This is a genomic window from Candidatus Polarisedimenticolaceae bacterium, from assembly GCA_036376135.1.
Taxonomy (GTDB): Bacteria; Acidobacteriota; Polarisedimenticolia; order Polarisedimenticolales; family DASRJG01; genus DASVAW01.
Map to the genome: position 1 here is coordinate 1 of DASVAW010000039.1, position 13,766 is coordinate 13,766.

15 protein-coding genes are annotated in these 13,766 nt (G+C 68.7%); 4 read left to right on the plus strand and 11 right to left on the minus strand.

What is annotated here, in order from left to right; translation table 11 throughout:
* From VF139_03125 to VF139_03145, 5 genes are all read right to left on the minus strand, one after another.
* Positions 1 to 687, minus strand: a 687-nt coding sequence (locus VF139_03125) for a DUF87 domain-containing protein (protein ID HEX6850371.1), incomplete at its 3' end; no start/stop codon positions are given.
* A 37-nt stretch (positions 688 to 724) separates the two neighbouring features.
* Positions 725 to 1,927, minus strand: a complete 1,203-nt coding sequence (locus VF139_03130; protein HEX6850372.1) for an EAL domain-containing response regulator — start codon at positions 1,925 to 1,927, stop codon at positions 725 to 727.
* Positions 1,928 to 2,095: 168 nt separating this feature from the next.
* Positions 2,096 to 2,605 carry a hypothetical protein gene (locus tag VF139_03135; GenBank protein ID HEX6850373.1) on the minus strand — a complete coding sequence of 170 codons (510 nt, stop codon included), beginning with the start codon at positions 2,603 to 2,605 and terminating at the stop codon, positions 2,096 to 2,098.
* 64 nt (positions 2,606 to 2,669) lie between these two features.
* A complete protein-coding gene (locus tag VF139_03140) occupies positions 2,670 to 3,269 on the minus strand; it encodes a hypothetical protein (protein ID HEX6850374.1) in 600 nt (199 codons plus the stop codon).
* A 1-nt stretch (position 3,270) separates the two neighbouring features.
* Positions 3,271 to 4,359 (minus strand): AAA family ATPase, encoded by a 1,089-nt coding sequence (locus tag VF139_03145; protein ID HEX6850375.1) that lies wholly within the window; start codon positions 4,357 to 4,359, stop codon positions 3,271 to 3,273.
* An 87-nt stretch (positions 4,360 to 4,446) separates the two neighbouring features.
* On the opposite strand from VF139_03145, the gene VF139_03150 reads away from it, so the two are divergent.
* Together VF139_03150 and VF139_03155 are read left to right on the plus strand one after the other, a co-directional pair.
* Positions 4,447 to 5,400 (plus strand): prohibitin family protein, encoded by a 954-nt coding sequence (locus tag VF139_03150; GenBank protein ID HEX6850376.1) that lies wholly within the window; start codon positions 4,447 to 4,449, stop codon positions 5,398 to 5,400.
* Complete coding sequence (locus VF139_03155) at positions 5,397 to 7,445, plus strand: S9 family peptidase (GenBank protein ID HEX6850377.1); 2,049 nt, start codon at positions 5,397 to 5,399, stop codon at positions 7,443 to 7,445. Before VF139_03150 ends, VF139_03155 begins: the two co-directional genes overlap by 4 nt.
* Before the next feature lies 1 nt (position 7,446).
* Here the strand turns inward: VF139_03155 and VF139_03160 are convergent, their stop codons facing one another.
* From VF139_03160 to VF139_03185, 6 genes are all read right to left on the minus strand, one after another.
* Positions 7,447 to 7,827 (minus strand): type II toxin-antitoxin system VapC family toxin, encoded by a 381-nt coding sequence (locus tag VF139_03160; protein HEX6850378.1) that lies wholly within the window; start codon positions 7,825 to 7,827, stop codon positions 7,447 to 7,449.
* Entirely contained in the window at positions 7,824 to 8,063 is a 240-nt protein-coding gene (locus VF139_03165) for a hypothetical protein (GenBank protein ID HEX6850379.1), read from the minus strand. Before VF139_03165 ends, VF139_03160 begins: the two co-directional genes overlap by 4 nt.
* Before the next feature lie 41 nt (positions 8,064 to 8,104).
* Complete coding sequence (locus VF139_03170; GenBank protein HEX6850380.1) at positions 8,105 to 8,575, minus strand: ankyrin repeat domain-containing protein; 471 nt, start codon at positions 8,573 to 8,575, stop codon at positions 8,105 to 8,107.
* Entirely contained in the window at positions 8,572 to 9,123 is a 552-nt protein-coding gene (locus tag VF139_03175; protein ID HEX6850381.1) for a flavin reductase family protein, read from the minus strand. Before VF139_03175 ends, VF139_03170 begins: the two co-directional genes overlap by 4 nt.
* Positions 9,124 to 9,187: 64 nt before the next feature.
* Positions 9,188 to 9,502: a hypothetical protein gene (locus VF139_03180; protein HEX6850382.1), complete on the minus strand. Its 315-nt coding sequence runs from the start codon at positions 9,500 to 9,502 to the stop codon at positions 9,188 to 9,190.
* Entirely contained in the window at positions 9,503 to 11,944 is a 2,442-nt protein-coding gene (locus tag VF139_03185) for a sodium-translocating pyrophosphatase (protein ID HEX6850383.1), read from the minus strand.
* 266 nt (positions 11,945 to 12,210) lie between these two features.
* Here VF139_03185 and VF139_03190 point away from each other — a divergent pair, with 266 nt between their 5' ends.
* Positions 12,211 to 13,086, plus strand: a complete 876-nt coding sequence (locus VF139_03190) for a type II secretion system protein GspG (GenBank protein HEX6850384.1) — start codon at positions 12,211 to 12,213, stop codon at positions 13,084 to 13,086.
* Entirely contained in the window at positions 13,083 to 13,742 is a 660-nt protein-coding gene (locus tag VF139_03195) for a phosphoribosylanthranilate isomerase (protein HEX6850385.1), read from the plus strand. Before VF139_03190 ends, VF139_03195 begins: the two co-directional genes overlap by 4 nt.
* Positions 13,743 to 13,766: the final 24 nt, after the last annotated feature.

The window sequence follows — 13,766 nt, forward strand, 5'->3', positions numbered from 1 at the left end:
CTCGAGGTCGAGCACGCCCACCCGGTCGAACGGCGGGGTCTGGATCGCCCGCACGAGCGCCCCGAGGTCGACCCCCTGTCCCTTCCCCCATGCGTCGTCGAGGATCCGCGCGATCAGGATGTGCTCGCGGCTTCGCACCGGGTCGGCGTCGATCCCGAGCAGGCCCAGCAGCCCCGCCGCCGCACCGGCGATCCGCTCGCGCCGGGTGTCCGGGTCGCCGTCCCCGCCGGCGGGGGGGTCGAGCGACCGCAGCACCGAAAGCGGCGCCCCTCCCGACAACCCCGGCGTGTAGAGAACGACGTCGCAGGCCGCCCGCATCTTCGCGATCCGCGCGGGCTCCTGCCCCCAGTCGCCGAGCCCCTGCCTCCAGGTCTCGGCGACCCGGGTGGGATCGCCGTCGTCGACCCACGGCCGGAAGTCCTCGGCGCGCATCTCCGGGAACTGCAGGAGCAGGTTCCCGAGGTCTCCCTTGGGGTCGATCGCGATCGCCGGGATCCCGTCGATCGCCGCCTCCTCGAGGAGGCCGATCGCGAGTCCCGTCTTGCCGCTGCCGGTCATCCCGACGATGACACCGTGCGTCGTCAGGTCCTTCGAGTCGTACAGGAGCGGCTCGTTTCCGGTCTTCCCGGTCGCCGGATCGACGACCTTGCCGAGGTAGAACGCGCCGAGCTTCTCGTAGTCGAGCATGGGAGACTCCTGGAGAAGGGTCCCATCCTAGACGACCTCATCCCCGGCGGCGGTGCCACCAGGCGCTGACCTCCGCCGCGTCCATCGGCCGGGCGATGTGGAAACCCTGCGCGAGGTCGCAGCCGATCTCCCCGAGGAATCGGAGCGTCGAACCGTCCTCCACTCCTTCCGCGGTCGCCCGCAGATCGAGGCTGTGCCCGAGGTCGACGATCGACTTCACGACCGTCCGCGACTCCTCGGACTGCATCGCCGTCATGACGAACGACCGGTCGACCTTGATCTCGGAGAAGGGGAGCCGCACGAGCTGCAGCATCGAGGAGTACCCCGTCCCGAAGTCGTCGATCGAGAGCTGGAACCCCTTCATGCGAAGCCGCGTCAGAAGGCCCAGCGAGGCGACCGGATCCTCCATCGCCCCGGTCTCCGTGAGCTCGAAGGTGAGGTTGCCGGGCTTCACCCCGGTCTCCGCGCATCGCGCGGCGATCCGGTCGACGAAGTTCGGGTCCCGCAGCGTGCGCGCGGAGAGGTTCACCGAGACCGACACCCGCGAGGCCGCGCGGCCGTTCCGCACGTTCTTCGCGTACCAGTCGAGCACCTGCTCGAGGACCCGGTCGGTCAGCGCGTCGATCAGCCCGCTCGACTCGGCCAGCGGAACGAACCGGTCCGGCGGCACGATCCCGTGCTCCGGGTGCTTCCACCGCACGAGCGCCTCGAACCCCGCGAGCGCCCCGCCGCCGCAGGAGACCTTGGGCTGATAGAAGACCACGAGCTGGTCCCGCTCGATCGCGTCCCCCAGCGACTCGGCGGTGGCCTCCCACCGGGCGCCCGCGTCGAGCGACGTCGAACGCGCGAGCCGGACGGGTCCGTTCTCGGGTCCGATCGCCAGGAGCGCGCCGAGCGACGCCGCCGTGAACGGCTTGGAGAGTACCCCGGCGATGTCGAGGCCGTGTTCGCGCGCCGCGCGACCCGCGGCGTCGAGCACGCGGCTCCCCACCCCGCTCGTGAGGATGATCCGCGCGGTGCACCCGCGCAGCGCCAGCTGCAGCAGGACCTCCACGCCGTCCATCTTCGGCATCACGAGATCCAGTGCGATGTGCGTCGGGTCCCAGCGTTCGACGAGGAGGAAGAACTCGGCGGGATCGGTGGTGGCGCGCGCTTCCAGTCCGGAAGCTTCGGCGACCGACTGGATCAACCGGCCGACGACGGGCTCATCGTCGAGGACCAGCAGTCGTCCGTTCTGCATAAACACTCGACCTCTCGGGCCCCGTGCCGAACCGTGCGACTGCCTGCGAGGATCGTCCTCCCACGACGCGCTTGTCAAGGACTCCGAGGCGGAGCCGATTACGGTTGCGTGATCCTCGATCGGTTCCCGGCGCCTCCGGCTTCCTCAATGAGCGCGGATCACGCACACTCAGCCCGAATCGGCCTCGCTGAGAATGTCGAGATTGAAAGTGACGGCGATCGCGCGCGCCGCCTCCCGTCGCTCGAGTCCCGCCGCCATCACGCGTACCGCGTCGAGCTTCGACGTCTGAAGGCCGTCGCCCCGATACGGAGACGGGTGGAAGTGGGCGTCCCACCCGAACGCGAGCAGCAGCGCAAGCCAACCGGTGACCTCGGCCTTCTCCCCGCTCTCGAAGACGTGCCCCGGGGCCTCGAGCACGCGGCGCCTGTCCCCGTGGCCGCGTCGCAGCGCATCGACGATCGCCATCTCCTCGGGTCGGTCCTGCGGCCACTCGGTCAGTTGAACGAGGACGGCGTCGAAGGGCCCGAGCCAGTCGAGGAGGGCGCGGGAGAGGCGCGCCTGGTTCGCCGACTCCGGCGGCACCGCGAACCGGATCTCGAACAGCCCCGTCGCGGGAGCGAGCGGGACGTTTCGCGCGTTCGACCAACGCGCGATCTCGGCTTTCGTCAGGACTCGCATTCCCGCTCCGCGGCGCCTCGCGCCCCCGATGGCCGCATCGTACCGCGAAGCGCCTTCCCGGAGATCAGGCCGCCCCGCCGGCGGGCTTCGTTCCCCTCCCCATCACCCCTTCCGCGATCTCCACCCCCAGCGCCGCCCCGTCCCCGAGGACGAGCCCGAGGAAGCCGTTGAGGAGCAGCTCGAGCAGGTACGGCTCGCGCGGCGTTCCACCCAGGAGCAGGAGCGGCGTCGCGAAGAAGAAAACCCCCGCGACGATCGGGCCGACGACGAGGAACTTCCCGAAGCGGTGGCCGCTGCGCGCGAGGGCGTCGTAGACGAACGCCGCCAGGACGAGGGCGGCGGCGACGGCGGCCATCCACAGCGGACGCGTGAGCACGCGCGGGAAGCCGCCGCTCAGGTGAATGCCGAACTGCATCGCCGAGGCGGCGACGGCGATCAGAAGGCACACCGCCGGCTTGCCGACGCGCACGAACGCGAGCATCGCGGCGAAGAGGAGGCCCGTGCTCAGGCACTGGAAGCCGGGGCGCGACGGGTCGAGCACGGAGATGCGCGCAGGGCCGGCGAGGCCGAAGGCGCGGAAGACGTCGAGGGCCAGCCAGCCGGCGCCCGCGGCCCCGGCGAAACCGGACGCGATCCGGAGGGCGGCGGAAAGGCCGGAGTCCAACTCAGACCGGCGGACGCAGGGCCCGGTTGACGACGGCCTCGTCCACGACGAGCCGGCGGCGGTCGCCGACCTGCTTCACGTCGTCCTGCGAATACGGATCGAACTCGAACGGCTTGATGATCTTCCCCCAGACCGCCTTCAGGGCGCGGGCTCCGATACGGCTCGAGCGCGCCGCTTCCTCCGCGACCTTGCGGATCGCCCCCTCGGTGATCTCGAGATCGATCCCGTATTTCTTGAAGAAGCCCTGCGAGGCGCGGAAGACCGCGTCATCCGGCTCGACGAAGATCCGGGACAAGGTGCCCGCGTGCAGGTCCTCCAGGATGATCGCGTTGTCGAAGCGCGAGAGGAACTGCGGCTGCATGCCGTAGTCGAAGAGGTCCTCCTGCTTGAACCAGTGGCGCAGGGTGAAGTACTCCTTGATCTGGACCTCGCCGTCGGCGTAGACGGTCTCGGTCGGGAGCTTCACGCGGCTCGTCGGCGAGGTGACGCGCCGGTACACCTGGTCGTACAGGGTCTCGAAGGCCCCCGCGCACAGGAACAGCATCTTCCCGGTGTCGATGTGCACCGGGACCCTCTCGATCTGCTTGTTCCGGAACTGCGTGACGGGGAAGAGGATGCGCTCCCCCTCGATCAGGGTCAGCAGGCCCTGCTGGATGTTGATGCCGGTGACGTAGGGCTTGCCGCCGACCGTCGCCGAGATCTTGTCGATCTCGTCGATGCAGACGGTGGCGTGCTCCATGTAGTTCCCGATCTCCTCGGCGGTCGCGTCCTCCCCGAGGATCTCCCTCGCCCGCTCCTCCAGGCGCGTGAGCAGGCGGTTGGGGTCGACGATCCCCTCCTCGCTCGCGAACTGGTTGGCGTTCATGATCACGACCGACCGGTACTCGTGGAAGGCCTCGGTCGACTCGTAGAGGCGCTCCATGGCGCGCATGATCGTGGTCTTGCCGGTGCCGGAGTTCCCGATCATCAGGAGGTTGCCGTAGCGCTCCCCCTGGACGTGCTTGAAGATCGCGACGGAGACGAATCGGAGGGTCTCCTCCTGGCCGATCACCCGGGCCTGGAGGAAGGCGTTGATCTCGGTGGGCTTCATCGGGCTCCCCGGCTCCGGGTCGAAACGCCCCGGGCGAACTCGGGATTATAGGGCTCGTATACAGTCTCGGCACGGGAGGGGCCCGCCATGCAGATCATCCTGCTCTTCGTCCTGGCCGCCGCGGCGGTCGGAGCGTTCCTCTTCGCACGCGCGCGCCGGCGCCGGGGGGGCGAGATCCTCGACCGGGACGGGATCCCCGTCCGGGTCCGGGGGGTCCTCCCGATGGTCGCGGCGCTCGCGGTCGTGTTCCTGGTGCTGATCGCGTCGGTCCGGGTCGTCCCGGTGGGTCACAATCTCGTGATCTTCAACACGGTGACGAAGTCGTTCCGGGCGGCGGAGCAGGGGGTCGCGTTCGTGCCCCCCTTCATCGCCTCGACCCACCTCTACGACATGCGGCGGCTCGAATACACGATGTCCAAGATGACCGGGGAAGGGCGTCGCCCGGACACCGACGACTCGTTGTGGTCGCCGACGGCGGAGGGGCTGCAGGTCGGGATCGACATCACGGTCTGGCACCACATCGCGCCCGACAAGGTCATCGAGATCCACCAGAAGATCGGGCCGGATTTCGAGGAGAAGATCATCCGCCCGGCGATCCGGTCGGTGATCCGGCTCGTCATCTCCGAATACGCGGTCATGGACGTCTACTCCTCCAAGCGCGCGAGGATCCAGGAGGAGATCAACGCGAAGGTCAAGGCGCTCGTCGAAAAGGACGGGTTCGTGATCGACGAGATCGTGCTGCGCGACGTCCGCTTCACCGACCAGTTCGCCCAGGCGATCGAGCAGAAGCAGATCGCCCAGCAGTCCGCCGAGCAGATGAAATACGTGCTCGAGAAGGAGCAGCGCGAGGCGGAGCGGAAGGTGATCGAGGCGGAAGGGCGCGCCAACGCGATCGAGAAGATCAACGAGGCGCTGCGACAGAATCCGAACTACATCCGATACCTTTACGTGGACAAGCTCTCCGACAAGATCTCCGTGATCGTCTCCGACCAGAACACGATCATGGATCTCAAGGGGATTCTCGACGCGAGGAAGCCATGATCCGTGCCTTCGTTGCGGCGTGCGCCGCCGTTCTCGCCACGGCGACGCCCGCCGAATCCGCCGCGAAGCGACCCATGACCGTCGAGGACCTCTGGGCGATGACGCGCGTGGGCGCGCCTTCGCTCTCCCCCGACGGGAAGTGGGCGGTGTTCTCGGCGACCGACTGGTCGATGGAAGAGAACAAGTCCAACTCGGATCTTTGGATCGTGCCGACGGACGCGAGCGCGCCGCCGCGGCGGCTGACCTTCCACGAGGGGTCGGACGGCGGCCCGTCGTTCTCCCCCGACGGGCGCTTCATCCTGTTCAGCTCGAAACGCGGCGACGGGCCGTCGCAGCTGTACCGCCTGCCGGTCGACGGCGGCGAAGCGGAGAAGCTCACCGACCTTCCCGTGCCCCCGGAGGATCCGAAGTGGTTCCCGGACGGGACGAAGATCGTCTTCCTGGCGCACACCTGGCCCGACCTCAACGACGACTTCGCCGCGGTCAAGAAGCGGCTCGACGAGGCGGAGAAGGCGAAGGCGAAGGCGTTCGTCTCCGAGAACCGTCTCGTGCGGTACTGGGATCGCTGGGTCACCGACGGGCGGTATCCCCATTTCTTCGCCCTCGATCTCGCGACGCGGAAGGTCACCGACCTCACGCCGGGAATGGCCCGCCACATGGGCCTGATGGAGACCGGGGGCGGCTGGGACCTCTCCCCGAGCGGCGGCGAGATCGCCTTCACCGCGAACGCGACCGAGCCCCCCTATGCGACGCTCAACTACGACGTCTTCGTCGTCGGGGCCTCGGGCGGCCAGATCGTCAACCTCACCGCCGACAACCCGGCCGACGACGGCCGGCCGCGCTACTCCCCCGACGGACGCTGGCTCCTCTACGGCCGCCAGACGCGCGCGAACGTCGACCCCGACTTCACGAAGCTGACCCTGCGCAACCGCGATTCGGGAACGACGACGAACCTCGCCGCGGGTTGGGACTTCAACCCCTCCGGCTGGGAATTCGCGCCGGACTCGACGACGATCACCCTCGTCGCGGAGCAGGGCGGGCGCGACCACCTCTGGGCGCTCACGCTCGACGGAACCCCGCCGCGCCTCGTGCGCCGCGGGGGATCGATCGGCGGCGCGCGGCCGGGACCGGACGGGCTCGTCGTCTACTCGAAGCAGTCCATCCTCTCCCCGGCGGAGCTCTTCGCGACGACGCTCGCCGGCGAGGCCGAACGCGCGCTGACCGCCTTCAACCGCGAGCGCCTCGAGGCGCTCGACCTCGGCTCCTACGAGGACGTCCGCTTCCGGGGGGCCGGCGGCGACGAAGTGCAGATGTTCGTCGTCTACCCGCCCGGGTTCGACCCGAAGAAGAAGTGGCCGCTGCTGCAGGTCCTCCACGGCGGACCGCACGGGTCCACGACCGACAGCTGGCACTACCGCTGGAATGCGGCGTTGTTCTCCTCGAACGGGATCATCGGGGCCCACGTCAACTTCCACGGCTCGATGGGCGAGGGCCAGAAGTTCGCCGAATCGATCGTCGGCGCGCACGGCGACAAGCCGTACGAGGACGTCATGAAGTCCACGGACGCGCTGATCGCCCGCGGCTTCGTCGACCCGGAGCGGATGGCGGTCTCCGGCGGCTCGTACGGCGGTTACCTGACGTCGTGGACGATCAGCCAGACCCCGCGCTTCAAGGCCGCGATCGTCCATGCCGGCGTGTACGACTTCCTCTCGCAGATGGCCTCGGACGTCTCGTACGGGCGCCTCGAGAACTACGGAGGGACTCCTTGGGACTCGCCCGAGAAGATCGACCGCTGGTCTCCGAGCCGGCAGGCGAAGGGGTTCCGGACACCCACCCTCGTGATCCACGGAGACAAGGACTACCGCGTCCCGGTCACGCAGGGGCTCGAGCTCTACGGGGTGCTCCAGGCCAAGGGGGTCCCCTCGCGGCTCGTGGTCTTCCCCGAGGAGAACCACTGGGTGCTCAAGCCGCAGAACGCGAAGCTGTGGTGGTCGGAGTTTTTCGGCTGGCTCGACCGTTACGGGGTGACGGGGGGCGGGAAGTAGCTCAGAGCTTTCCGAGCGGAAGATCCGGCACGCGATCGAAGTGACGGCGATTCCGGGTCAGAAGCGTCGCCCCGTGCTCGAGCACGACCCCGGCGATCAGGCTGTCCGCCATGCCGATCGGCTCGCCCTTCGATTCGAGGTGCGTGCGGACGGCAGCGGCCCGATCGGCCCCCGACGGATCGAGCGCCAGACAACGAACCGCTGCGAGGAGGCGCTGGAGGCTCGCTCGCTGCCGCTCGCTGCGCGCGCCCGCGAGCAGCTCGAAGCGCGTCACGACCGTCGTGACGAGCCTCCCCCGCTCGAGTTCCCGCGCGACGCGTGCGGCTGCGGGCTCGCGGCCCTGTAGAAAGTCGATCAGGACGTCCGTGTCGGCGACGATCATCGCCAGGACTCGCGGATGCGCGACACGGCCTCCCGAAGCGCGTCGGCGTCCTTCGCCGAGAGGGAACCCCGGAGCGCGAGCGCGCGCTTGCGTCGTTCCGCTTTCTCGGCCTCGGCGTCGAGGTAGGCCTCGAGCGCCTCGGCGACGAGACCGGAGAACCCCTTCTCGCCCTTGCGGGCCGCGAGGTCGAGCAGGCGCGCCCGGTGGTCCTTCCGCATCTCGATCGTGGTCCGCATGGCGCGCCGAATATACATGCATGTGCATGCGGGTTCAAGGCTCAAGGGTACAGCGCCTTCGGCTCCGCGTCCCTCGCCCCCGCCGCGACCAGGAGCGCGATCGCCTCGGTCGAACCTTCCGCCTTCGCAGCGCCCAGGGCGGTGCGTCCGGCGGCGGCTTCGAGGTTCACGTCCGCTCCGGCGTCGATCAGCAGGCGCATCGCCTCGGTGCGGTTCGCCGCCGCCGCGACCATGAGCGCCGTCCGCCCCACGAAGTCACCGCGATTCGGGTCCGCACCGAGCTCGATCGCGGTCTTCACGCCGGAGGCGCTCGGAAGGACTGCGAGACGCACGAGGATCGGCTCCCCGTAGCGGACGCTCTGCGGGGCGTTGATGTCGGCGCCCTCCTTCACCAGGCGCCGCGCCTGCTCCACGTCCCCGCCGATCAGCGCGCGTCCGAGGTCGCGGTCGAGCGGTTTCGTGCAGGCCGCGAGGATCGCGACGCCCGCGAGGAGGACGGGGAGGCGCCTCATGGCCCGACCGGATCCCCGGTCCTGAGGAAGTGTCCTCCCGCGACGTGATGGATCGTGCGGTGCGCGTCGTCGGGAAACGCCCAGCGTCCGTCGCGGAACGAGGCGTCGTCGGCCCACGCGGCGACGACCTCGGCGACGAACAGATCGTAGCGCTGCGCGATCGCGGGCTCCGGGATCACCCGGCACTCCAGCCACGCGGCGCACCCCGCGATCAGGGGGGGCGCGACCTTCGAGGCGGGCTCGACGGCGAGGGCGTGTTTCGCGAACTTGTCGACTCCGGACCCCGATTCGCTCCCGAGCGCCCGCGTGAGGGCGGTCTGCGCCGCGGTGGGAACCGCGATCACGAACTCCCCCGAGGCCTCGACGAGGGACCGGGTGTACGTCCCCTCCGCGATCACCGCGGCGACCCGGGGAGGGTCGAAGTCGATCCCCATCACCCACGCCGCCGCCATCACGTTGCGACGCCCCGCGTGGGCGGAGGTGATCAGCGTGGTCGGACCGTGGTTGATCAGGCGGTAACACTTCGGGAGCGGAACGGCGACGCGCATCGCACCCTCGAAACAGCGACGGCCGCCCGGAGGCGGCCGTCGCGTCGGAGACTCGGAACCGGGATCAGGCCTTGCCGGCCTTCGAGATCGCGGCGACCTTGACGGTATCGCCCTCGAGCGTGCCCGTCACCTGGACGGCGAACCCGATGTTCTCCTTCGCCAGCTTCTGGTCGTCGATCTTGTAGATCTTGTCGCCGACCGAGAGGACGAGCGGAGAGCCGTTCTTGTTGCAGGACTTGATGCACTCGGCGCCCTTGGCGTTGGCGTTCGACTTGCCGCACTGGGCGTCCACGATCCATCCGGTGGCCTTGAACTCGCCGGCCATCGCCGGCAACGCCGCCAGGGCCAGGGCGGCCAGGAACAATGGGGCCTTTCTCATTCACGCCTCCTTGGTGATGCGCATGCCGTAGAAGGAACGATGCACGAAGAAGACCGAAACCGCAAAGAAGGCGGCGGCCAGCACGTGCGTGAGGGTCGAATTCCCCTGCTGTGCCGTGACGCTCACGGCGAGCTCGACGGCGAGCAGGCCGAAAAGGGTCGTGAACTTGATGACGGGGTTCATCGCGACCGAGGAGGTGTCCTTGAAGGGGTCGCCCACGGTGTCGCCGACGACGGTCGCGGCGTGCAGGTCCGAGCCCTTCTCCTTGAGGTCCACCTCGACGATCTTCTTGGCGTTGTCCCAGGCGCCGCCGGCGTTCGCCATGAAGATCGCCTGGAACAGTCCGAAGAGGGCGATCGACATCAGGTACCCGATGAAATAGAAGGGCTCGAAGAAGGCGAAGGCGAGGGTGCCGAAGAACACCGCGAGGAAGATGTTGAACATCCCCTTCTGGGCGTACTGCGTGCAGATCTCGACGACCTTCTTCGAGTCCTCGACCGAGGCCTTGGTCGCCCCCTCGAGCTTGATGTTCTTCTTGATGAACTCGACCGCGCGGTAGGCTCCGGTCGTGACCGCCTGGGTCGAGGCGCCGGTGAACCAGTAGATCATCGCGCCGCCGGTGATCAGGCCGAGCAGGAACGGCGGGTGGAGCAGCGAGAGCTTGTCGAGGTTGATCGTCAGGCCGTGGGTCAGCGCGACGATGATCGAGAAGATCATCGTCGTGGCGCCGACGACGGCGGTCCCGATCAGCACCGGCTTCGCCGTCGCCTTGAAGGTGTTCCCGGCGCCGTCGTTCTCCTCGAGGTTGTGCTTGGCCTTCTCGAAGTTGACGTCGATCCCGTAGTTCTTCTTGATCTCGTCCTTCACGCCCGGGATCGCCTCGATCTGCGAGAGCTCGTAGACCGACTGGGCGTTGTCGGTGACCGGACCGTACGAATCGACGGCGATCGTGACCGGGCCCATGCCGAGGAACCCGAAGGCGACGAGGCCGAAGGCGAAGACCGCCGGCGCGATCATGCCGACCTGGTCGAGCCCCTGCATGCTGACCCAGTACGCGATCCCCATGAGGCCCATGATCGTCATGCCGAGCCAGTAGGCGCTGAAGTTCCCGGCGACGAGGCCGGAGAGGATGTTGAGCGACGCGCCGCCCTCGCGGGAGGAGGTCACGACCTCGCGGACGTGGCCGGAGTTGGTCGAGGTGAAGATCTTGACGAGCTCGGGGATGATCGCGCCCGCGAGCGTGCCGCAGGTGATGACCGTCGAGAGCTTCCACCAGAGCGAGCCGTCCCCGAGGTCGGGGATCAGCAGGTACGACGCCAGGTAGGTCAGGACGACCGAGACGATCGAGGTCAGCCACACCAGGCGCGTGAGCGGGTGCTCGTAGTCCATCTTGTCGACGTTCTTGTACTGGCTCTTCGCGAGGGCCTCGTTGATGAGGTACGAGGCGCCGGAGGCGATGACCATCACGATACGCATCATGAAGATCCAGACGAGCAGCTGGATCTGGACGGTCGCGCTCGACACCGCGAGTAGGATGAACGAGATCAGCGCGACGCCGGTGACGCCGTAGGTCTCGAAGCCGTCGGCCGACGGGCCGACCGAGTCGCCCGCGTTGTCGCCCGTGCAGTCGGCGATCACGCCCGGGTTGCGCGCGTCGTCTTCCTTGATCTTGAAGACGATCTTCATGAGGTCGGCGCCGATGTCGGCGATCTTCGTGAAGATGCCGCCGGCGATACGCAGCGCCGCCGCGCCGAGCGACTCGCCGATCGCGAACCCGATGAAGCAGGGGCCCGCGTAGTCGCCGGGGATGAACAGGAGGATGAAGAGCATGATCACGAGCTCGACGCTGATCAGCAGCATGCCGATCGACATGCCGGCCTTCAGCGGGATCGCGTAGCAGGGATACGGCTTCCCGCCCAGGCTCGCGAACGCGGTGCGCGAGTTCGCGAAGGTGTTCACGCGGATGCCGAACCAGGCGACGCCGTAGCTCCCCGCGATGCCGACGAGGCTGAACAGCAGGATGATCGCGACCTTCACGAGCGAGAACTGCAAGAGCACGCCGAAGTAGAACGCGATGATCACGCCGATGAACAGCTCGAGGATCAGCAGGAACTTGCCCTGCTGGAGCAGGTAGGTCTTGCAGGTCTCGTAGATGAGCTCGGAGATCTCGCGCATCGACGCGTGGACCGGGAGGTTCTTCAGCTGCGTGTAGATCACCATGCCGAAGGCCAGGCCCAGCGCGCACACGAGCAGCCCCGCGAGCAGCAGGGTGTGGCCGTCGATGCCGCCGAGGAAGGTCACCTGGCTGAGATCCGGCAGGATGAGGTTGGCCTCCCCTCCCGGCTTGTGGGCGGGGGCGCCCCCCGCCTCCGACGCGAACGCGACCGTCGCGCCCATCGACGCCACGACGGCCAGGAGCGCCGTCGCGAGCACTGCCCGCACGGCGCGGCTCCTTGAAGCTGCCAAGAAACTCATAGGCCCCTCGCTTAGAGTTGTTCTTGGGGTTGGCCGCCTGCGGGACGCAGACGCTTCAGCACCCGTCGTTCCGAGGACCCGCCCTCGAAACCGTGTCCTTATAGCAGCGAAGACGGCGAGGTGTCGAACGCGGAAAGGGCCGAACGAACCTCCGTCAAACCGCGTCTTCGACGCACTTTCGCCGCGGCCCCTTCCGCCCCGCGCTAGCATCGCCGCATCCGAAGGGGTGACCCATGCCGAAACGCCCGCTCGCCCTCGCCGTCGCGTTTCTCCTCGCCGTCGGCCACGCTCCGGCGGCCGGTCTCGAGCCCGAGCAGAAGCTCCAGCTCGCCAAGCTCGACCTCGGGCTGATCGCCCTGCTGGTCGCCGGCTTCGAGGGGGTGATCCCCGAGGACCCGAGCGGCACGGGGTCGGAGAAACGCGGACCCGAGATCGACGGGCTCCAGAGCGTCCCGGATCTGCTGAAGTACCTCGGGCCGGTCCGCGCGGTGCGCGTTCCGCTCAGGGATCCCTGGGGGCACACCTACGGCTGCGCCGTCACGGAGCAGCACCTCGTCCTCGTGAGCGACGGCCCCGACGGCACCCCCGACCTGGACTGGGGCACGGACGACGCGGCCGTCGACGCCGTGGTCCAACGCCTCACCTCCGGGAGCACGTTGGTGCGCGACGACATCGTCTGGATCGACGGGAAGACGTTCGGCGCCGATCCCGAGCGGGCGTCGAAGGAGGCGATGGCGTCGCTGCGCTCGATCGCCGTGGCGGTGGAGTCGTACGCCGTCGACGCGGATGTCTACCCCTCGTCCGAGGGGCGCCTGGTGCCGATCGACGCGGTGACGGGAATGCTCGAGCCGGCGTACATCAAGTCGGCGCCGCGCACCGACCCCTGGGGGTTCCCGATCCTCTTCGTCTCGGACGGCAGCCACTACCTGCTCGTATCGCACGGAGCGGACGGCCTGCTCGAGCAGACGTACACGATCGAGGGCTTCGTCCTCGGCGACGGAAAGAACCGCGGTCGCGGCGCGGTCGGCAGGCCCGGGGACGATCTCGTGTTCTGCGACGGCTCGTTCGCCCAGTGGTACGAGCCGGTCGACGCTGCGGACGAGCCGTGAGCGTGGCCCCCACCCGGGTCAAGATCTGCGGCATCCGCTCCGACCGCGACCTCGCGCTCGCCGTCGAGGCCGGGGCCGATGCCGTCGGCTTCCTCGTCGGGCTCGACTACGAGACCGACGACGCCCTCCTCCCCGAGGCCGCCGCCGCGCTGGCGCGCCAGGTTCCCCCCTTCGTGACCCGGGTCGTCGTGACCCACCGGACGACGGTCGACGAGGTGGCGGAGCTGGCGTACGCGGTCCCCTGCGACGCCGTGCAGCTGCACGGGGAGTTCCCTCTCGATCGGATCGACCTGCTCCGTCTCTCCCTTCCCCCTCCGGTGCGGGTCCACCGGGTCGTGCACGTGACCGGCCCCGAGGCCGTTCCCTTCGCCGCGGAGGTCTCCCACGTCGCGGACGCGGTGCACCTCGACACCCGGACCGACGACCGCGTCGGCGGAACGGGGCTGGTCCACGACTGGAAGCTGAGCATGCGCATCGTGAAATGGGTGCGGAAGCCTGTCGTCCTGTCGGGCGGGCTCACCCCCGAAAACGTCCGGGACGCGATCCGCGCGGTCGCCCCGGCCGCGGTCGACGTCAACACCGGGGTCGAGGACGCCGACGGGGCCAAGGACCCTCATCGCCTGCGCGCCTTCGTGAAGGCGGCGCGGGGAAGTTGACGACTTCGGGCCCGGACCTGCGTA